The 20440-nt window shown below is 45.4% G+C and carries 17 protein-coding genes and 1 pseudogene; 3 read left to right on the top strand and 15 right to left on the bottom strand.

The window, feature by feature from the left end; genetic code table 11:
* Positions 1-7: 7 nt before the first annotated feature.
* Together M1D67_RS08135 and M1D67_RS08130 are read right to left on the bottom strand one after the other, a co-directional pair.
* Positions 8-1816 (bottom strand): PAS domain-containing protein, encoded by a 1809-nt coding sequence (locus tag M1D67_RS08135; protein ID WP_479831763.1) that lies wholly within the window; start codon positions 1814-1816, stop codon positions 8-10.
* A 160-nt stretch (positions 1817-1976) separates the two neighbouring features.
* A complete protein-coding gene (locus tag M1D67_RS08130) occupies positions 1977-4085 on the bottom strand; it encodes a peptidoglycan D,D-transpeptidase FtsI family protein (protein ID WP_101560805.1) in 2109 nt (702 codons plus the stop codon).
* A 348-nt stretch (positions 4086-4433) separates the two neighbouring features.
* Between M1D67_RS08130 and M1D67_RS08125 the strand changes: the two genes are divergently transcribed.
* Positions 4434-5195, top strand: coding sequence for a CAP domain-containing protein (locus tag M1D67_RS08125; RefSeq protein ID WP_050820756.1), 762 nt, complete (start codon positions 4434-4436; stop codon positions 5193-5195).
* A 45-nt stretch (positions 5196-5240) separates the two neighbouring features.
* Here M1D67_RS08125 and M1D67_RS08120 read toward each other — a convergent pair whose 3' ends face one another.
* The 4 genes and pseudogenes from M1D67_RS08120 to M1D67_RS08105 form a co-directional block, all read right to left on the bottom strand.
* Positions 5241-6113, bottom strand: coding sequence for an NAD(P)-dependent oxidoreductase (locus M1D67_RS08120; RefSeq protein WP_195257723.1), 873 nt, complete (start codon positions 6111-6113; stop codon positions 5241-5243).
* 13 nt (positions 6114-6126) lie between these two features.
* Positions 6127-6912, bottom strand: coding sequence for an SDR family oxidoreductase (locus M1D67_RS08115; RefSeq protein ID WP_224146018.1), 786 nt, complete (start codon positions 6910-6912; stop codon positions 6127-6129).
* 101 nt (positions 6913-7013) lie between these two features.
* Positions 7014-7940, bottom strand: coding sequence for a methyl-accepting chemotaxis protein (locus tag M1D67_RS08110; protein ID WP_373367297.1), 927 nt, complete (start codon positions 7938-7940; stop codon positions 7014-7016).
* 15 nt (positions 7941-7955) lie between these two features.
* Positions 7956-8882 (bottom strand): annotated as a pseudogene (locus tag M1D67_RS08105) (HAMP domain-containing protein); the annotation flags it as partial.
* Between the two features lie 221 nt (positions 8883-9103).
* Here M1D67_RS08105 and M1D67_RS08100 point away from each other — a divergent pair.
* Positions 9104-9796, top strand: a complete 693-nt coding sequence (locus tag M1D67_RS08100; RefSeq protein ID WP_023857296.1) for a GNAT family N-acetyltransferase — start codon at positions 9104-9106, stop codon at positions 9794-9796.
* Between the two features lie 7 nt (positions 9797-9803).
* On the opposite strand, the gene splB is transcribed toward M1D67_RS08100, so the two are convergent.
* From splB to M1D67_RS08060, 8 genes are all read right to left on the bottom strand, one after another.
* Positions 9804-10832, bottom strand: a complete 1029-nt coding sequence (gene splB / locus M1D67_RS08095; protein WP_023857297.1) for a spore photoproduct lyase — start codon at positions 10830-10832, stop codon at positions 9804-9806.
* Between the two features lie 73 nt (positions 10833-10905).
* Positions 10906-11139, bottom strand: coding sequence for a transcriptional regulator SplA domain-containing protein (locus M1D67_RS08090; RefSeq protein ID WP_023857298.1), 234 nt, complete (start codon positions 11137-11139; stop codon positions 10906-10908).
* Positions 11140-11259: 120 nt separating this feature from the next.
* Positions 11260-12978, bottom strand: coding sequence for a phosphoenolpyruvate--protein phosphotransferase (gene ptsP, locus M1D67_RS08085; protein ID WP_479831762.1), 1719 nt, complete (start codon positions 12976-12978; stop codon positions 11260-11262).
* The gene (locus M1D67_RS08080) at positions 12978-13244 is read right to left on the bottom strand and encodes a phosphocarrier protein HPr (protein WP_003181247.1); all 267 of its coding nucleotides are present in this window, start codon (positions 13242-13244) and stop codon (positions 12978-12980) included. The genes ptsP and M1D67_RS08080 overlap by 1 nt, the downstream gene beginning before the upstream one ends.
* 100 nt (positions 13245-13344) lie before the next feature.
* Positions 13345-15441: a glucose-specific PTS transporter subunit IIBC gene (gene ptsG, locus M1D67_RS08075; RefSeq protein ID WP_020451176.1), complete on the bottom strand. Its 2097-nt coding sequence runs from the start codon at positions 15439-15441 to the stop codon at positions 13345-13347.
* Positions 15442-15664: 223 nt separating this feature from the next.
* Positions 15665-16510: a glucose PTS transporter transcription antiterminator GlcT gene (glcT, locus tag M1D67_RS08070; RefSeq protein ID WP_003181243.1), complete on the bottom strand. Its 846-nt coding sequence runs from the start codon at positions 16508-16510 to the stop codon at positions 15665-15667.
* A gap of 137 nt (positions 16511-16647) precedes the next feature.
* Positions 16648-17619 carry a LacI family DNA-binding transcriptional regulator gene (locus M1D67_RS08065; RefSeq protein ID WP_075213212.1) on the bottom strand — a complete coding sequence of 324 codons (972 nt, stop codon included), beginning with the start codon at positions 17617-17619 and terminating at the stop codon, positions 16648-16650.
* Between the two features lie 211 nt (positions 17620-17830).
* Positions 17831-18556 (bottom strand): NPP1 family protein, encoded by a 726-nt coding sequence (locus tag M1D67_RS08060; RefSeq protein WP_145624700.1) that lies wholly within the window; start codon positions 18554-18556, stop codon positions 17831-17833.
* Between the two features lie 474 nt (positions 18557-19030).
* On the opposite strand from M1D67_RS08060, the gene M1D67_RS08055 reads away from it, so the two are divergent.
* A complete protein-coding gene (locus M1D67_RS08055) occupies positions 19031-19165 on the top strand; it encodes a hypothetical protein (protein WP_003181237.1) in 135 nt (44 codons plus the stop codon).
* Positions 19166-19235: 70 nt separating this feature from the next.
* Here the strand turns inward: M1D67_RS08055 and M1D67_RS08050 are convergent, their stop codons facing one another.
* A complete protein-coding gene (locus M1D67_RS08050; protein ID WP_128822338.1) occupies positions 19236-20330 on the bottom strand; it encodes a M24 family metallopeptidase in 1095 nt (364 codons plus the stop codon).
* Between the last annotated feature and the right edge of the window lie 110 nt (positions 20331-20440).

Here is a 20440-nt window from a genome sequence, read left to right as displayed (position 1 = left end):
TTGTTTTTTATTTTGGAAATGAAATCTTAAATGTCGTGCCTTTTTCTGCTTTGCTGTCGACTTCGATTGTTCCGTTGTGATTTTCGATGATATTGAAGGTGACCATCAAACCGAGGCCTGTTCCTTTTTCCTTCGTCGTCAAAAACGGCTCGCCGATTCGCTTCATGACATGTTCAGGTATTCCTTCTCCTTCGTCCTCCACCTCGACGATGACCGAATCTTCGGTTTCTCTGACGGTCAAATGGACCGTACCGCCGTTCGGCATGGATTCGACGGCGTTTTTGATCAGGTTGATAAACACTTGCTTTAATTGATTTTGGTCCCCTTTAATATAGATATTGTCCGGGAGGATCGTATTGATCAAAATGCCGTTTAAGTTGGCCTGCGTTTCTAAAAGGGCCGTCACTTCGCGGATCAGCCTGATCAGATCTAGCTTTTCTTTCAATGCGTTTTGCTGCGGCTTTGCCAGCATGAGAAGCTCGCTCAAGATCAGTTCGATTCTGCTTAATTCGGAAAAGATAATATTAAAATAATGTTCATTTTCTTCCATCGTGGGCTTCATCAGCTGTAAAAACCCTTTGATCGCGGTGAGCGGATTGCGGATTTCGTGGGCGATCCCGGCTGCAAGCTGTCCGGCGATCGACAGTTTTTCCGAACGGATCATCAGCTCCTCGGTCTGCTTGCGTTCAGAAATATCCCTTAAAATCACCTGAACGGCCGTTTCCCCGAAAAATGTCGTAGGGATGCAAACCATTTCTGTATAGATGAGCCTTTTTTCAAATGTATACCACGTCTGCTTTATGATTTCAGATTCGGATTTTCGGTCTGTAATCCGTTTCAGCCTCGCTTTGACATCTTCGTGGTCGCACGGGTGCAGATGTTCATAAATATCTTTGCCGATTAAATCCTCATACGTTTTTGCTTCAAACAGACGAATGCCTGATTCATTCATAAAGACCCATCTACCTTTATGAATAACGGCTATCGTATCGATTGAGTTTTGAATCAAGAGCTGATAGCGCTCCCTGCTTTTTTGCAAAATGGTCTGGAATTTCTTCCTCGATGAAATGTCAATGAGCAGGAGCAGCTCCGCTTTCTGGTTTTGATAAATGGTCGGCGCCGCCTTGACTTCGAGGTGAATCTGCGTGCCGTCGAGCTTATGCCAAGTTTGCTCGATCATTCCGACATCAAGTCCCTGCTGCATCCGCTTGATACGGTTTTTGACGATGTCATGGTACTCTTTCTCGATAAAATCGTAGGAATACTTTCCGATAATTTGCCGTTTGTGCTCGGCTCCGAGCAGGTTGACCATGGCGTCATTGACGTAGACTATTTCCCCTTGAACGCTGATGCACAGAGGGTTTGGCAAGCCTTCCACCATGGCTTCGAATTCCTCTTTTGCCGGCAGCCTGGCAGCTTCTTCCGGTGTGTCTTCCTCTTTTATGGAGCTGCTTTTCTTAGAGGGACGGTCTTCAAACACTTTCATTTTGAGTACAATCTCGCGTTCTTTTTCTCCAACATGGGTCGTCACGAAATCGATCGATGCTTCGATCCAGATCATCGTGTAGTCTTTTTTCACAAATCTGAAGGTGCAAGGCAGCAAATGATGCTCATTGTAAAAATAGCTTTCTACCAGAAAAAGATCGTCTTCGTGTAAATAGTCCTTCAAATACGTACCGATCAGTTCATTCTGCTGGTAGCTTAAGAGTTCTTTGCAATTTGCAGATATGTATATAAAACGGCCGTTAGCTGACAGGACTGCCTGTAAATTCATATGGGGCTTATATTGCTCAAAACGTTTTGTTTTTTGTTCCATCATATCCCTCCTTTATACCCTATTCATGACCAGCATTCATTAAAACTATTTTGCTTAAAAGGATTCGCTAAAATACGAGAAATCTCCTTCAAAACTTCTAGCATTCGTCAAATTTTGATAACAAAAAAAGAACCCGGAAAAAATCCGTGTTCTTTTTTGTCTAATCCTTGCTGTATTTTTTTTGCAGATCGACATAGGCTTTGACGATTTTGGCGGCGATGTTTTTGTTCATCTTCGTTTTGTCGTCAACAGACGGGACGACAACGCTGAAGGCGACCTGCGGATTTTCTGACGGATAATAGCCGGCAAAGGTGATATTATAAGTACCTCTCCCCCACCAGTTTCGGTTTGTGCCGTAGTAGTGCGTCTGTGCCGTTCCGGTTTTGCCTGATACGTCAAGCGAACCGAATGCGCCGGCTGCAGTTCCCGTCTGGGTTACTCTTTTAAATCCTTGCTTGACGATAGCGATGTCGCTTTGGGAATTGTTGATACGATTCAAAACGTTGGCAGAGCGCTCTTCAACGACTGAACCGAGTTTTTCACTTTCAGGCTGGTGAATGCTTTTCACGACTCTCGGCTGTAACCTGTATCCGCCGTTGGCAATCGTTGAAACATATTGGGCGAGCTGCAAAGGCGTATACGTGTCAAACTGGCCGATCGCTTCATCAAGAAGAAGACCCCCGACTATTTTTGGGTTTGTCTGCATCCCGGCCGACTCTTGCGGCAAGTCGATGCCTGTTTTTACCCCAAGGCCAAATTGATTGAAATAATACCTCATTTTATTTAAGTCTTCGAGGTTTGCCGGAAGGGAGCCGCCAGGTTTATACGTGATCCCTGCCATTCTCATTGCCACATAAAACATATAAACGTTTGAACTTTTTTCCAACGCTCTAACCTCATCAGCCCAGCCGATGGTGTTTCCTCTGTAGGAGCCTTTTTTAACAGGCCCCGCGAAGCTCAGCTCATGATCTAAATATCTCTGCCCATGTGGCATACCGTCCTGATAGCCGGCCAGCACGGTCGCACCTTTGACGGCTGATCCCATTTCATACTGGGTCGTAAACGCGCCGATTGAATAGTCGGTGATTTTACCGTCGATGATTCGCTTTCCGGCCATGGACAGGATGTCTCCGTTATTCGGATCCATCATGACGACGAACGCTCTGTCCAGCATGTAGTTTGAGCCGCGGAATTTATTAAGCTCCTCTTCGATAGCTTCTTCGACTTTCTTTTGGAGCTCCATGTCGAATGTCAGCTGCAGATCGTAGCCGCGTCTTCCTTCATCAACCGTTTCCTGGCTGATGACCTTGCCTGAGCGGTTTTCTGTATATTGCACTTTCGCTTTTTTCGGATTTAAATATTCTTCATATTGATACTCGAGATAGCTTTTTCCCACTCTGTCATTCCGGGCATATCCCCTTGTCAGGTAGAAGTCTTCCCGGTCCTTGATGAGCCCTTGCTCAGGCGTTGTGACGCCTCCGAAAATGGAGTAGAGCGTTTTTTCATAAGGATATTTCCTGGTCCAGTCCATGATGACGTCAACGCCGGGAAGCTCTTCAAGATGCTCGGAAACGCGTGAGACTTCCTCATACGTTAAATCGTTGGCCGGCATCTGTTTTGAAGCCTTCTCATCAAGGAGCTGCGCATCGTTTTTCCCCTCGGTTTTCGGGCTCATCGCTTTGACGATCTGCGGCTCATACGCATAGCCGCCTGAAAACCTTCTGAAAATCGCGGCGACTTTAAGCTCGTCTTTGTCCTTTTCCAGCGCTTTGATCTCTTCTGCCGGAACGCGGTCAACTTGCAGCTTGTATGTTTGATCAGACTTGAGGGTTTTCTCGCCGTCTTTCAGAAGTGCAGCAGCTTTTTTCGGATGTCTGGCAAGCCAGTAATCTTTCAAATCTCTTTCTTTCAGAAACGAAGTATCGATATCGATCAATTCTGCGAGTTTTTTGGCTGTGCTGATTTTTTCCTCCGTTTTTGTGCTTGTCATCATCGTATATGTGATCGCAGGAACGCTTTGGTTGTCGACAACCACCCGCCCGTATCTGTCATACATTTTACCCCGCGGCGCCGGGTATGACGCAATTTTCGCCTCGGTTTTCGAAGCTTCCTGCTCATACGCCTCTCCATTGACGATTTGCACGAGGCCCAGCTTGACAATCAGCGCAGCGAACAAAGTGAACACCGCAAAGAAGTACAGGTTGATCCGCCATAAACGCGAACGCCTGCTCTTTTTGATTTCAGCCGGATCATGTTGAGATTCTGTCACTGAAACTCTCTCTCCTCTCACAATATTCAATTTTTACATTAATTAACTGAGATATATTGTAACACTTTTGTAATGGTTGTTACAATCTAAAGTTTTTAAAAAAGCTGTCAATCTCTTTTTATATTAAAATTTAGCTAACACATTTAAATTTTACCACGTTTATGACAAGACGCGTAAAAGAGCGATCTGGTTGCATATTGGCAGCAAAGGGTTTTTCTTTTTTTATGTCAAAATTAACAATAATACCTTGTCAAAGGGAATATATGGATCTATTATTTCAAAAAAGCCGTGTTATGATTCTAGTGTACGAAACAACAACAACTACAACATTTAGGAGGATTACTGTTTATGAAAAAAGCTTTTCTTTTATCAGCAGCAGCTGCAGCAACGCTCTTCACATTCAGCGGCGTTCAACACGCTGACGCTAAAGAGCAGCAGCAAGTACAAGTCAAAACCGTTCATTCCATAAATGTAACTGATCTCAAAGGCAAACTGAATATCCAAAACATGAACCAGCTTTCTAAAGCTGACCAGGAAAAAATTCAGTCCCTGCTTCATTCTTATAAGAAACAAGCCACTCAACAGCCTAAAGCTTCTGCACCGAAGTCTTCTGCGCCTAAAGCTTCAAAGCCTGAAAGCACGCAGACTCAAAAACAGGAAGCTTCAAAGCCTGCGGCTTCAAAAGAGCAGACTTCACAGCAAAAGCAAAATACAGCGCCTTCATCTTCTTCTGTAAGCGCGTATGAAAAAGAAGTTGTTGAGCTGACGAATGCGGAAAGAAAGAAACAAGGGCTAAAACCTCTTACTTTGGATGAAAAACTGAGCAAGGTTGCCCGCACGAAATCTCAAGATATGAAAGATAACAATTACTTTGATCACAACAGCCCGACTTACGGTTCTCCATTTGACATGATGAAGAAATTCGGCATCACATACCGCACTGCCGGAGAAAACATCGCGAAAGGCCAAAAAACGCCTCAGGAAGTTGTCAAAGCTTGGATGAACAGTGAAGGTCACAGAAAAAACATTATGAACCCTAACTTCACGCATATCGGTGTTGGATATGTGAAAGACGGCAACTACTGGACTCAGCAGTTCATCGGAAAATAAGAACCAGCAAAAAACCACTTGCATTGAGCAAGTGGTTTTTTTTCGTTATTTATATTCTGTCCAAAGCTTGTACACACTTTGGGTGCCGCTGTTTTCTTCGCCTTTTTCCACAAGGGTGTCGTAAAGGCTTTTCGCAAGCTCGAGCCCCGGCATTTTCTCGCCCATCAACTCCGCTTCTTCTAGCGCGATGCCCATGTCTTTAACAAAGTGTTTGACGTAAAAGCCCGGTTCAAAGTCGCCTTTCAGCATTCTAGGCGCGAGATTTGAGAGGGACCAGCTTCCCGCAGCGCCGGTCGTAATGCTTTTTAACACATTGTCGGGATCGAGTCCGGATTTTTTGGCGTAGGCCATCGCTTCTGCGACACCGATCATACCTGCAGCAATCGCAATCTGGTTGCACATTTTCGTATGCTGGCCGCTTCCGGCCGGCCCCTGATATTGGATGTTTTCACCCATGATCGAAAAGATCGGGTAGCATTCATCAAAGGCTTTCCGTTCTCCTCCGACCATAATGGCGAGCGTGCCGTTTCTCGCGCCGACGTCCCCGCCTGAAACCGGAGCATCTAAAGCGTAAAGTCCTCTCTCTTTTGCAGCAGCCTCGATTTGTTTGGCGAGAGAAGGCTTGGAAGTCGTCATATCGATGAGGTAAGAACCTGTTTTGGCATTTTCAATAATGCCTTCGCTTCCAAAGTAAACTTCTTCAACGTCTTTTGGGTAGCCGACCATTGTGATGATCACATCAGACGACTGCGCCAGTGCTTTGACGGATGATTTCCATTCCGCCCCTTTTTCCACGAGGCTGTCCGCTTTCTGTTTTGTTCTCGTATAGGCGCTGACGGGATAGCCTGCAGCTAAAATATGCGAGGCCATGCTGTTTCCCATTACTCCGAGTCCGATAAATCCGATCGTTTTTTTCATGATGTCATCCCCCTTAAATTGCTTTTACCATTCCGCCGTCTATCAGCAGAGTCTGTCCAGTCATATATGTATTGCATTCTGATAAAAGAAAGCTTGCATATTGTGCAAAGTCGTCAGGTTTTCCGTAGGAGCCGAGCGGAATCTCTTTCTCATAGCTTTCCTTCACCTGCTGCTCGGTAAGGCCTGTTTTCTCGGCTTTGAGCCGGTCAAGCTCTGCCACGCGATCTGTCGCGATTCTCCCAGGGGCGAGCGTGTTGATCAAAATGCGGTGTTCGGCCAACTCTTCCGCAATGGATTTTGTCAGACCGACGATTCCCATTCGAAACGTGTTGGAAAGCAGCAACCCCGGAATCGGTTGCTTGACTGATGAAGAAGCGATATTAACAATGCGGCCTCCATCCTTTTTTAGATATGGAAAAGCTTCGCGGATTAAACGGACATAGCTGAGCAGATGCAATTCAAATGAAGAAGTCCAGTCAGCGTCTGTCAGATCGAGCAGGCTGCCGCCTTTCGGTCCTCCGACATTGTTGACGAGCATATCGATCGTTCCAAATGTGTCAGCAGTCTTTTGAACGAGCGCTTTGATCCCGTCAGCATCTGCAAGATCGCATACTTGATATGAGATGGATCCGCCGCCGAGTCCATTCAGCTCTTCCGCAGCTTTTTTCAAGTCCGCTTCGTGTCTCCCAGACAACATGACATTTGCCCCTTCTTTCGCAAGGGCTTTTGCAATCGCATTGCCTAGTCCTTTGCTGCTTGCTGCCACAAGCGCCGTTTTGCCATTCATCTTTAAGTCCACAATCATCACTCCCTTCATATTTATAGTGTAACATGTATATTCTGAAAATTGGGATTGTGAGCGTTGAAAAAGTCCCTCTTTCAAAAAGAGGGACTTCTTTATTACACGTTAAACTTATTGATCGCATTTAATAATTCTTGATTGGCCTCACTCAGCGCTTCAGCCGATTTGGCGATGCTTTCCAGCGCTGTCAGCTGCTCGTTTGTCGAAGCGCTGACCTCTTCCGCAGCCGCTGCTGACTGCTGGGAAATAGCTGAAATGCTTTGGATCGAATCAGACATTTTTTGCTGTTCTCCGCTCATACCAGAGATTTCAGAGTAAATGTGGTCAATTGAGTTGACGAGCGCCTGCATTTCTGCAGTAATTTTGCTGAGCGCTTCTCCTGTCTCATGAATCATTCCATTTTGCTCTTCATTCATCTTGCTTGCTTCCGTCATCGCTGATACGGCTTCTTTCGTTTCCAGCTGAATCTGCTTGACCGTTTCACTGATATGCTGTGAAGAGACCGCCGATTGTTCGGCAAGCTTTCTCACCTCATCTGCAACTACCGCAAAACCGCGTCCGCTTTCGCCGGCACGGGCTGCTTCAATGCTGGCGTTCAGAGCAAGCAGGTTTGTTTGATCAGAGATCGCCGAGATGGCTGTAACAACCTCTTCAATGTTTTTCGTTTTTTCTTCAAGCTGCAAAAGCATATGTTCCACTTTCTTCGTCTCCGAGTTGGCTTCATTTGATTTTGCAAGCAGCTGCCCGAGGGCATCGATTCCTGTATAGCTTGCATCTTCTGATGTTCTCGAAAGCTTCTTGATGCTGTCGGCATGATGTTCAATTTCTTTAATTTTGACAGATAGCCGTTCGGATTGTTCATTTACATTTTCGATCTCTGCCGCTTGTTCTGTCGCACCTGTCGCCACTTCTTCGATTGCTTTGGCAATCTCATCGCTCGCAGAAACCGTTTCTTTTGAAACAGCGCTTAATTGATCGGTCGTTTTCGATACTTTTCCGGACGAGGTTCCGACTTGCACAATCATTTCTTTCATGTTTTCGACCATCTTGTTGAAGTCTTTTGTTAATATACCGATTTCGTCTTTTGAGGCAGCTGCTGTCTGGACCGTCAAATCACCGCCCGCGACAGCCTTTGTTTTGGCAATCAGCTGCTTAATCGGGCCTGTGATCGTTTTGGCAAGGAAATAGCTTAAAATGATCGCCGCTGCCAAAGCAATGATTGAAACGATCATGACCATTTTGTTCATTTCCTGTGCGACCCACATCAGCTTCGCCGTGTCGAATTGCGTACCGACTTTCCAGCCCGTACCACCGACGGTCTGATAAGCGATCACAGTATCTTTGCCTACTTTGATTCCGTCTTTGGATGACGGGATGTCCCGATATGTTTTGTCTTTCGATATATCGTCACCTTGTTTTGACGGGTGGGCAAGCATTGTCCCGTTTTGGTCCAAAATAAATGCGTAGCCGTCATATGGCATCTTTTGATTTTCGATAATTTTGTTTAATGAATTCAGTGAAATATCTAAGCTGATGACGCCTAATACTTTATTGTCGACAACGACTGCTTTAGCCGCTGCGACCATCATCTCTCCAGACACGACATCTTGATACGGCTCTGTCCAGATCACTTGATCAGGCGTTTTGGCAGCCGATGTGTACCAGGGCCGGGTCGTCGGGTCAAAATCTTTATCAAATTCGGCTTTCGGGTATATCCATATATCTTTTTTTGAAGTCGCTATATACGCATTGGTGACAAATTCGTTTTTATCCTTGATTTGCTTTAATTCGTCGTTGATCAGTCTGCCCAATAATTTATTTTGATCATCTTCTAAAAATGACTGCGCCATTCGACTGTCGCTCATACGATTTAAAGCGATTTCATAGTTTTCTAATTGAAGCTCGATATTACCTTTGATCGAGTTAAGCAGACTTGAAGTCGATTCTTTTGCTTGATCTTCAAGCATTGATTTCAACAAATGTGTTGTGGAAAACTGTAGGACGATAACCGTCAAAATCAGCAGGATGGCAACAAATCCGGCAATTTTGACATGCAGTTTTTTAAACAAATGAAACCCTCCTTTACATGCACCTTCATATTCTTTTTATCGGCCAAAATTTCGCAAAATTAAGATAGCCTGCTAAAATAACGGTATAATGAAGGAAATATCAAAAGGAGTGATGGGCGATCTATAAACAGTTTTACGTCGATAACGGCATTTCTTATCAGCAGGTGGACATCCGCAATTACAACAACAAAGATATTCCCGATTTGATTGCACTCCAAAGAGAATGCTTTCCGCCTCCGTTTCCGGAAGACCTTTTGTGGAATGAAAAGCAGCTCCATTCCCATATTGAACGATTTCCCGATGGTGCACTTTGCGCGGTTTCCGAAGGCCGAATCATCGGTTCGATGACGGCGCTCATGACTGATTTTGATCCGCATCATCCTCACCACAGCTGGGACGAAGTGACAGACAACGGGTATATCGGCACACATCAAAACGATGGAAACTCCCTTTATGTCGTCGATATTTCCGTGTCCCCTCACTATCGAAAACTCGGCATCGGAAAGCGGCTGATGCAGTCCATGTATGAACTGACGGTCTTTAAAGGGCTCAAGCGGCTCATTGGCGGCGGACGGATTCCCCATTATCACAAGTCGGCTGAAGAAATGACGCCCGAACAGTATGTTCAAGCTGTATTGGACGGGGAAAAGCGCGATCCCGTGCTCTCATTCCTGCTCCAGTGCGGACGATCGCCGGTTTGCGTGATTCCCGGCTACATTGAAGATGAGGAATCGCTTCATTATGCGGTCTTAATGGAGTGGAAAAACCCTTTTTTAACATCTCAAAACAAAAAACAGAGCTTTTCCGGCTAAAGCTCTGTTATGTGAAATATTCGATTTTTGCTTCGGGAAAATAGTTATCAATATACGTTTCAAGGGCGCTGCGAAGCTCTGCTTCTTCATCCTTCTGGTATATATATTTGCCAATCCCGTATCTGCCCCATTTATAGCGCCGTTTTTCTTCATCCAGTTCGAGCTTTGTCTTTGGATAGTTTTTTTCAATGACTCTTTTTGCCGGCTTCGTGAATCTGTGCTGGATCATTTCAAAGGTAATGTCGCGCCTTGCATGCTGCGGCAGCGCACGATCGAGCTTTTCGAGCAGCACTCTGTAGCCTTCCTGCCAGCCGTCATGAATATAAATCGGAGCGATGATAAAACCAAGCGGATAGCCTGCTTCCGCTACTTTCACGGCGGCTTCGATCCGTTTATCCAAAGGGGATGTGCCGGGTTCAAAACTTTTGATGACATAATCGGCATTTACGCTGAAGCGGAAACGCGTTTTTCCGTTGTGCTTGGCATCAAGCAAATGGTCGACATGATGGAATTTTGTCACGAAACGCAATTTACCGTGGTCGGATTGACCGAAATGCTCAATTGCACGCTTTAATGTGTGTGTCAAATGGTCAATCCCGACAATATCAGATGTGCAAGAAGCTTCAAACCGCGTATCCTCGGGAGCGCGTTCTTTCATATACTGGTCCGCCTGATCAAGTATTTCCTCCACATTGACGTACGTTCTGATATACGGCTTGCTGCCCATTGTCGTCTGCAGATAGCAGTAATGGCAGTGACCCATACACCCTGTTGCAAACGGAATCGCGTATTCTGCGGACGGTTTTGATGAATCGAATTTCAATGTTTTTCTGACGCCGATGACCAAAGTGGATTTCGCATTTCTGTATTTTTGCAGGTGGCCTTCCCCCGGGATATTCCTCACCTGATTGTGTGAAGTCGTTTCCCTGATCTCAAGCCCCATGTTTGAAAATTTATCCCTCAGCTCTTTTCCCAGCGGGTATTCCAGCGCTCTCGGTTCAATATAGACGAGCTGGGGAACAAACGGTTTTACCATTGGAAACAGACACATCCTTTGCTTATTTCCGTTACTTTTTGCATTTAGAGGATGTGATATACCGGTAATATTTTCATACCCCGTCAAATAACTCACGGTAAAGCCGTTCCGCCTCTTCATATGAAGAAAAAACTGCATCATCTTCGGCAAAGGCGTGATATGTATCATACATAAACAATGCCAGTTCACCTTCGTGAAGCGGGTGATCAACGACTTCAGCTTCCTTTATATGCGCGACATTGGCGGCATGCGGGTTCCGGTAAATGACATAGACCTCATCACCCGGTTTGAATGGCTGCCTGGGCATATCAAAATCCCCCTTTCTAACTATTGGTCACATGTATTATTTCCGCCGCAGCCGAGATCATTCAGATCAACAAAAAAACCCGGACGGGCATTGGTTATGCCTGTCCGGATTTTCAATCGCTTATGCCATATTGAAGGTTTCTTTTACGAATTGTACAACCTCTTCTGTTGTGCTCATGGACAGAATTTGCTCTTTGAACGATTCCGTCTCTTTTTTAGAAAGCTTGCTGATTTGCGTTCTTGCCGGCAGGATTGACGTCGCGCTCATTGAGAACTCGTCCAGTCCAAGACCGAGCAGGATTGGGATCGCAATTTCATCTCCCGCCATTTCGCCGCACATGCCGACCCATTTTCCTTCTTTATGGGCCGCTTCAATGACAAGCGTGATCAGGCGGAGAATCGCAGGATTGTACGGCTGGTAAAGGTAAGATACCCGCTCATTCATCCGGTCAGCAGCCATCGTATATTGAATCAGGTCATTCGTTCCGATGCTGAAGAAATCCACTTCTTTAGCGAATTGATCAGCGATCACAGCTGTTGAAGGGATTTCAACCATCATACCGACTTCAATGTCTTCGGAAACTTGTTGACCTTCAGCTTTCAGCTTTTCTTTTTCTTCTAAAAGAATTGCTTTCGCTTCTTTAAATTCGTTTACAGTCGCGATCATAGGGAACATAATTTTTAAGTTTCCATATGTACTTGCCCGAAGCAGCGCACGAAGCTGCGTTCTGAAAATCTCTTGCTCATCAAGGCAAAGACGGATCGCTCTGTATCCCAAGAAAGGGTTCATTTCTTTTGGCAGTTCTAAATATGGAAGCTCTTTGTCTCCGCCGATATCAAGAGTACGAACGACAACTGATTTGCCTTCCATACGCTCAAGAACGGTTTTATAGGCATCAAATTGCTCCTCTTCAGTCGGAAGCTGGTCTCTGCCCATGTAAAGGAATTCAGTCCGGTAAAGGCCGACTGCTTCTCCTCCATTTTCCAGAACGCCTTTTACATCATCAGGTGTACCGATATTAGCGGCAAGTTCCACATGATGTCCATCATTCGTTACAGTCGGTTCATTGACAAGCTTCGCCCATTCGGCTTTTTGCGCCAGGAAGGCTTGATGCTTTTCTTCGTATTCGCTGATTGTTTCCTGGGCAGGATCAACGATGACATCGCCATTGATACCGTCAACGATCACAGTTACGCCGTTTTGAATGCCTTTTGTTGCCGCTTTTGTGCCGACAACGGCCGGAATTTCAAGCGAGCGCGCCATGATGGCTGAGTGGGACGTCCGTCCGCCGATATCTGTTGTAAACCCTTTAACAAAGTTGCGGTTTAGTTGCGCTGTATCAGACGGTGTCAAGTCTTCGGCTACGATGATGACCTCTTCGGAAATCAGACTCGGGTTCGGAATTTCAACGCCGAGAAGATGCCCTGTGACACGCTTGGTGACATCGCGGATGTCTGCGGCGCGTTCTTTCATATATTCGTTATCCATCGACTCGAACATTGTGACGAACATGTCGGCCGTTTCTTTTAAAGCGAATTCCGCGTTGACGGAGTCCGATTTGATTTTGCCTTTAATCGGGTTTAACAGTTCCGGATCGCTTAATACTAACAAATGTGCAGAAAAGATTTCCGCTTTATCTTCTCCAAGCTCTTTCAATGCATGGTTTTTAATGATTTCAAGCTCTTTTTTAGAACGCTCGATGGCGTCTTCAAAACGATTTACTTCCGCATCAGAATCAGAGATGTTTTTCTTTTCAACCGTTAGATCAGGCTCCTCAAGCCGATATGCTTTTGCGATCGCAATACCGGCTGAAGCGCCTATTCCTTTTAGTTCAAGCATTATTCGCCTAAACCTTCGCTTTTCATTGTTTCTTCAAGTGCGGAAAGAGCATCATTTTCATCAGCGCCGGAAGCAGAAATCGTAATTTCAGCACCTTTAGCAATACCTAGTGACATAACACCCATAATTGATTTAAGGTTGACGGTTTTTCCGTTATATTCCAAATTGATATCTGCATCATATTTGCTTGCTGTTTGTACAAGAACAGTCGCTGGACGAGCGTGGATTCCAGAATCTGCAGTTACTTTAAACGTTTTTTGTGCCATTTTTTATCAATCTCCTTTTAATTTAAAGCTTTTAGTACATTCACAATATTATATCATACAGCCGTACATGTCATCTGACAAGTACGGCCATTTTGTGAATTTATTTTTCAACGCGGACGATATCGTCCTGTGTCAGGCTGACATTGCCTTCTGCCTTTAAGCTCACGCTTTCGCCTTCTTGAAGGTTCGTGAACACGATCGGCGTCATCAGGGAAGGTACGCTGTCCTTCACTTTTTCAATGTCGACTTCAAGCAGTTTCTGGCCCGGCTCAACCCGGTCACCTTCAGAAACAAATGCAGTGAAGCCTTCACCTTTCAGGCTGACCGTATCGATTCCAAAGTGGATCAGAATTTCTCTGCCGCCGTCAGACTGCAGACCGATCGCATGCTTTGTCGGGAACACGTTCAGCACTTTCCCTCTTACAGGTGACACAACTGTGCCTTCTGCAGGAAGAATCGCGAATCCGTCGCCCATCATTTTTCCGGAGAATACTTGATCCGGAACATCTGTAATCGGATGAAGCTCACCAGCAAGCGGTGAAACGAATACTTCTTCACCTGATTCATTTTGAAGAGGCTCGACCATGACTTCTTCGATTTGCTGCTCTACTTCCTCGGCAGCGTTTGGTGCTTTTTCAGGACGCGGCGTGCGGCCTGACATAATGTCTTGCATTTGCGATTTTAAATTGTCGGATCTTGGTCCGAAAATCGCTTGGATGTTATTGCCGACTTCCAGCACGCCAGATGCGCCGAGTTTTTTCAAGCGCTCTTTGTCAACTTTCTTCTGATCGTTGACTGTGACGCGAAGTCTTGTGATACAAGCGTCAAGGTGTTTGATGTTTTCTTGGTCACCCATCGCCTCTAGAATTTGATAAGGAAGATCTCCTGCTGCTTCTTTGCCTTCATCAGCGGATTCTGCAGCTGCATCTTCGCGTCCAGGCGTTTTCAAGTTGAACTTGCGGATGGCAAATCTGAATCCGAAGTAGTAGACGACAGCCAGGACTAAACCGACAGGAATGACAAGCCACCAAGCTGTGCGGTTCGGCAGAATTCCGAACAGGAAGTAGTCGATCAAACCGCCGGAGAATGTCATCCCGATCTTAACATTTAAAATGTCCATCATCATGAATGACAGGCCGGCAAACACACAGTGAATCGCAAACAGAATCGGAGCGACGAACAAGAATGAGAATTCGATCGGCTCAGTGATCCCTGTTAAGAATGATGTCAATGCTGCTGAACCCATAATACCGGCAACAAGCTTTTTGTTCTGCGGTTTTGCCTCATGATAAATAGCGAGCGCTGCCGCAGGAAGACCGAACATCATGAACGGATACTTACCGGTCATAAATGTACCCGCTGTCAAATCGACGCCGTCTTTGATTTGCGCCATGAAAATTCTTTGGTCACCGCGGACAATTTCTCCCGCCTGATTCGTATAGCTGAAGAACTCGTACCAGAACGGCGAGTAGAAAATATGGTGCAGACCAAACGGAATCAGGGCCCGCTCAATCATTCCGAAAATGAGAGCTGCGACCGCTTCATTTGCTGCAAGCAAGTTTGTCGAAAAGCTGTTCAGCGCGCCTTGGATCGGCGGCCAGATAAACAGCATGACGAGTCCCAGCAGCAATGCACAAATCGATGTTATGATCGGAACAAAGCGCTTTCCGGCAAAGAATCCTAAATACTGCGGAAGCTCGATTGTGTAGAATCGGTTGTACATGGCAGCGGCCAGGACACCGACAATAATACCCCCGAATACCCCCGTTGCCAATGTCGGTATGCCGAGCATTGTCGTGTATTCCGGATGGTTTTGAGTAAAGAACTGTGCTCTTTCAACTGCGTCGCTTGGAATCGAACCGTTTTGAAGAAGCACTGCACTCATCGTGACATTCATAACAAGATATCCGATAATAGCGGCGATTCCGGCAACACCGTCGCCGTTAGCCAAACCGATGGCAACCCCGACTGCGAAAAGGAGCGCCAAGTTGGTGAACACGACGTCACCTGAACTTTCCATCACTTTCGCAACAAGCTGAACGGTGCTGTTCGTTAAGAATGGTGCGACTTTTGTCATCTGCGGATTTTGCATGGCATTACCAAGCGCGAGCAGAATCCCTGCAGCCGGCAGGATCGCAACAGGAAGCATCAGCGCCCGTCCAATTTTTTGCAGAACGCCAAATAGCGATTTAAACATGTTTTAACCCCCTCTAAGGATAGTTTGACCTTACAGCAAAAATTCATGACAACTTCGTTCAAAAGACTGCTTTTTCATCCAAATAAACCGTTTACATTTCGCCTTTAGAACGACAAAAAAGGCATGGGTGAAAGCGGGTACACTAAGAAACAAAAGACAGCGTCTTCATTTCTTCCCTTTTTTCACTCATGCCTGATCGAATCAGTAACACGTTATAAAGGCGTTATGAAATTTTATTAGTTAAACGGTACAAATGCAATGTCAAATAAACGGCTTCTGCCTCATGAACCGGTTTCTTGAGCGCTTGCTGCAAGATCTTGATCATCTTCCAAGCAGTATTGTAACACAGCGGATATTCCGTTTTCAACAATAACATTAATTTTTCCGGCTCCTGAATCGGCTCGTCCCGTTTAATCCTGTCGATCGTAAAGCGCAAGTGCCTGATCAGCCGCAAATAGTTCACACTTTCCCTGTTGACCTGCATCTGGAACGAATCCTCGATGACCTGGACAAGCCTGGAGATCAGTTGGGAATGCTGATTGACTTCAGAAAGCGGGCGGTTCGTCATCGCACTGTGGATATGAAGTGCGATAAACCCGATTTCGCCTTCAGGCAGCTGAATGTCTGATTTTTCATTTATCATATCGACGGCTTCTTTGGCGACTTCGTATTCCTTCGGATAAAGCGATTCCGTCTCAAGCAAAAACGGATTCTTCATATCAAATCCCTTTTCTAAGCGCTTAACCGCAAATGCGATATGGTCCGTCAACGCGACATGAATGTGTTCGTTCAGCGGCTGGCCGATTTTTTGCGCGATATGGTAGATAACATCATTGGCGATATCAACCATTTTTTCATCGACATAAGTGAGGAGCTTCTTATACTGCGATTGTTCCTTATCATTTTCCAGGATAAACATTTTTTCATAGTTCTCATGTTCGATAAGATCTCCGCGCTTTTTGCCAAAACCGATTCCTTTGCCAATTAAGACAACTTCTCTGTAATCATCATGGAGAGCGATTAAAACGTTGTTGTTGAGTACCTTTTCAACGGTAAAGGATCTGTTCACGATCCTCAGCTCCTTTTTGTCATCAATCTCTCATATCGTACAAAACTCATGAAAGCGCGTCAATTTATTTTGACCTTTTTGATGAAAAATGTCGAAATTTGATCACTGTCTGGAAAATGATTGATGTTTTGATTACATTACACAGTCGCCCTTTTGATCAGCTTGTATGGAACGGTCTGTTTTTCCGGGCCGGCACCGCCGATTCTTTTTCGCAAAAGGCGAAACGCATGCTTCCCCATTTCCTTTATATTAATTTTGATCGTTGAAATGCCCAGCACTTCACTGATTGGCTGGTTGTCACAGCTTAAAATGGCGAGGCTTCCGGGAATATCCACCTGATGACGCTGCGCTTCAAGAAACATACCGGCTGTTACTTGGTCGTTGGCGATAAAAACAGCTGTCGGCTTCTCCTCCATCTCTCTCCATTCAGAGAACAGCTTTTGCCCGTCGGTTATCGTCAGCGACCGCTCGAATACCCATTCTTCCCGGTAAGGCTCCCCGATCGCGGCCAAAGCTTCCTTGTATGCCTCGAGGCGAAAATGGCTGTTCATGCCATTTTTCCTTGCCAAACCAATGGCGATTTTTGTGTGCCCCTTTTCAATCAAAAAATCCAGTCCTAACCGGAAAGCATCTTTGTGCGGAATGCTGACCGTTGAAAAATACTGTTCGCTTGAGTCCTGGCACAGAATGAACGGACCGGTCTCATGCCAGTCCAAAAGCGCTTCATCAGACATCGCTTTTGAACAGAAAATCAGGCCGTCCACCTGTCTTTGTTTCAGCTGCTCCAATGCGAAAATTTCTTTTTCCAATTGATAATTTGTTTGATAAAGCGAAAAGTGAACGCCTTCCTTTGCAGCTTCTTCAGCGATTCCTTCCAGCAGCTCGCCGAAATAAGGGAGGCCGATGGTCGGCAGCACAACACCTATCATATTTGAAAAGCCTTTGGATAAATGAACGGCATGCATATTCCTTGCATATTCGAGCCGTTCAATCGTCTCAAGAACTTTTTGACGTTTTTCTTCTTTGACATACGGGTGGCCGTTGAGAACCCTTGAAACAGTCGTGATGGAAACCCCTGCGGCTTCAGCTATTTCCCTGATATTTGCCATTCGTTTCCCTTCTTTCTTTCAAATCTTTTCATACATGCCGGATCATTTCGCGTCATAAAGAAATTATATCGCTTGGAGACGTGGATTTTGATCGTTTTCGGAATTTTTTTCGGGGTTCTATAAATATGAAGAAAACAGTGAAGAAGATGTACGGAGAAAAAAACCGGCTGATATAAAAATATTTCACAATCAGCCGATACACGAAATATTTTTATCTAAACCATGCTTTTCCAAGGTTATTCATGAAATTGTGATCATTGAAAGGAACGTTTGCGCTTCCGAAATCCGTCGTGTTCAATGCGTTTCTTGCGGCAGGCGTCAAATCTTCCCATCCGATGAGAGGCTGGGTTCCGCCCTTTGCGTTGTCCACATATAAACTGTGGTTAATCGGTGCTTGAGGAGCATCATAGCGGATTTTCGGATGATCACCTTCCATGATCTTGTTGTTTGGAGCTGTTTTTTGAAATTTACCGTGCTGAGAATAAGCGATGGAAAACACTTTTGGATTTTGATTTGCCGGGTTATCGATCCATACGACGATTCCTTCCCAGTCATGTCGATGGCCGAATGCTTTAAAAGGCAGAGGTGAATCTTTAGGAAAATACCATGCGTACATAATCGCCCATACTCCATTGTACCATGCAGAGCGGGAGTACACTTGTCCCACGCTTTTGCTGCAGTGTCCTTCGGGCGCTCCGGTAGGCTCCAGGCCTCCGCTTGTATTGCCTTGTGCGTCAACTGCGGGAAAAGGCACGCAGCCGCTTCCGACCTTTAAATAAGGCTGAAAACGTTTGGCCGCTTTTTGAGAAACCGTCACAGGGGTTACTTCACTGAAGCCTTGCACTTTGTCATGATCAATCACTTTCGCGTCAGCTGCCGGTACGATACTGACAAAAGCAAATATCGACAAAAACAGTACATATCCTAATGTTTTCACTCTTTGCTAGCTTCCTTTCATAGAGAATGGACTTTCAAATCATTAGAGAAGTTTTTTAACGCTTATTTGTGTGGGGGTGAATCCGCAATCATTGCGGGGACTGAAATATCTGGATGAGAGATGAAATTGTCTGCGGCAGATTTAATTTGTCAGCGTTTGTCCCATTTAATCCCTCCCTTCTTTTGAGCTTAGTATACAAATTTTTCACATGAGAATAATGATGCAATCCGATTATCTTTTGATCAATCTAAATCCCCATAATAAAAACAAAAAGGCGCTGTAGATTCATTCATCAAACGATCATCACAAGACTTTTTCAACGTCAATCTTATTAAGCGGCTCGGCAAAATTCCTGAAAACCCTGACATCAGGGTTTTTTATTAATTTAGGGCTTGATATGGAAAGCGTTTCATAATTTAGAATGAAGGCAGCACCGGTGCTGAACACGTTTTCATTCCAGAAAGGGGAAGAAAAATGGGTATCTTCATTCTGATTCTATTATGTATCGTTATCGTACTGTCTTCAAAAGCAGCGATGAAACCGCTTAAAGAAAAACACGAGATCAAACCATTCCGTTCCTTTGACGATTTTTTCATTTCAAAGGATTGACGCGGGTAATAAGACAAACGATTCACGTCAGCATAAAAAAGAACCCGCGCGCGGGCGCGGGTTCCGTTTTTTAAGAAATGACAGTCAGCTCTTTTGGATACTTTGTCAGCGCTTCTGCTCCATCGGCAGTGACAAGTACATCATCCTCGATGCGCACCCCTCCGATTTCCGGCACATAGATGCCGGGTTCAATCGTGTATACCATACCTTGTTTTAAAAGCTCATCATTGTTATGGCTCATGGACGGATATTCATGAGGCGAAATCCCGAGCCCGTGCCCGAGACGGTGAGGAAAGTAATCGCCATAGCCCGCTTTTTCGATGATGCCGCGCGCTTTTAAATCAAGATCACCGATTCTGACACCGGGTTTGCTCATCTTAAGCGCCTCCGTTTCGGCCTGAAGCACCGTATCATATATTTCTTTTTGTTTTTCACTCACATTTTGATACACGAGCGTTCTTGTAATATCAGAGCAGTAACCGTCAATGATCACGCCTAAATCAAAGAGGACGAAATCGCCCGGCTTAAGCGTGCGGCTGCCCGGGTTTCCGTGCGGCTGTCCTGACTTTTCTCCGAAAAGGACCATTGTGGAAAACGACATCCCCTGGACTCCTTTTTTCTTCAGCTCATACTCGATTTTAGCGACGACATCAATTTCCGCTATCCCCTCTTTTAATGCGGCGGCTCCTGCTTCGACTCCGTAATCGGCAAGCTTGGCCGCTTCACGGAGGATGCTGATTTCTTTTTCGTCTTTGATGACGCGGATTTGGTTCAGCCTTTCTTCTGCAGAGACAAGCTCCGCACCGTTTGTGACCGCCTGCAGCATTTCGGCGCGCGACAGAGCAAGCGTTTCTTTTTCAACCGCCACTTTTGAACATTGGCTGTTTCGCTTTTGAAGCGCTGAGGATATGAGTTCCCAAGGGTTTTGATGATCCCCGTATCCGATGATCTCATACGCCCAGCCGGCTGCTCTCGCCTGACCAGCCTCCATTTGCGGACAAACAAAAAACGGCTCTTCATCTTGAAAAATAAAAACGCCCATCAGCCGTTCGTGCGGTTCTGTATAAAAGCCGGTAAGATAAAATACGTTTTCTTTTGAATGAATAAAAGCCGAAGATATGTTTTTTTCTTTCAGCCAGGAAGAGATTTGTTCAATTCTTTCCATGCTCCTTTTCACTCCTTGAGACAGTTTCCGTACCATACATTTAACATGTAAAAGCATCACATCCATTGTATCAGTTTTTCCCGTCTCTTGCTCACCGCTTATGTATTGTG

Source organism: Bacillus sp. PK6-025 (genome assembly GCF_056530265.1).
The sequence above is the reverse complement of the archived record's forward strand: the minus strand, read 5'-3'. Positions and strand labels throughout refer to the sequence as shown.

Excerpts from the sequence above, each read along its gene's own strand:
- splB (WP_023857297.1), bottom strand. The coding sequence starts at position 10,832 with ATGGTAAAACCGTTTGTTCCCCAGCTCGTCTATATTGAACCGAGAGCG.
- M1D67_RS08125 (WP_050820756.1), top strand. The coding sequence starts at position 4,434 with ATGAAAAAAGCTTTTCTTTTATCAGCAGCAGCTGCAGCAACGCTCTTC.
- ptsP (WP_479831762.1), bottom strand. The coding sequence starts at position 12,978 with ATGCTTGAACTAAAAGGAATAGGCGCTTCAGCCGGTATTGCGATCGCA.
- M1D67_RS08065 (WP_075213212.1), bottom strand. The coding sequence starts at position 17,619 with ATGGCAAATATCAGGGAAATAGCTGAAGCCGCAGGGGTTTCCATCACG.
- M1D67_RS08110 (WP_373367297.1), bottom strand. The coding sequence starts at position 7,940 with ATGATTGTGCAAGTCGGAACCTCGTCCGGAAAAGTATCGAAAACGACC.
- M1D67_RS08090 (WP_023857298.1), bottom strand. The coding sequence starts at position 11,139 with ATGCCCAGGCAGCCATTCAAACCGGGTGATGAGGTCTATGTCATTTAC.
- M1D67_RS08080 (WP_003181247.1), bottom strand. The coding sequence starts at position 13,244 with ATGGCACAAAAAACGTTTAAAGTAACTGCAGATTCTGGAATCCACGCT.
- M1D67_RS08120 (WP_195257723.1), bottom strand. The coding sequence starts at position 6,113 with ATGAAAAAAACGATCGGATTTATCGGACTCGGAGTAATGGGAAACAGC.
- ptsG (WP_020451176.1), bottom strand. The coding sequence starts at position 15,441 with ATGTTTAAATCGCTATTTGGCGTTCTGCAAAAAATTGGACGGGCGCTG.
- M1D67_RS08135 (WP_479831763.1), bottom strand. The coding sequence starts at position 1,816 with ATGGAACAAAAAACAAAACGTTTTGAGCAATATAAGCCCCATATGAAT.
- M1D67_RS08055 (WP_003181237.1), top strand. The coding sequence starts at position 19,031 with ATGGGTATCTTCATTCTGATTCTATTATGTATCGTTATCGTACTGTCT.
- M1D67_RS08050 (WP_128822338.1), bottom strand. The coding sequence starts at position 20,330 with ATGGAAAGAATTGAACAAATCTCTTCCTGGCTGAAAGAAAAAAACATA.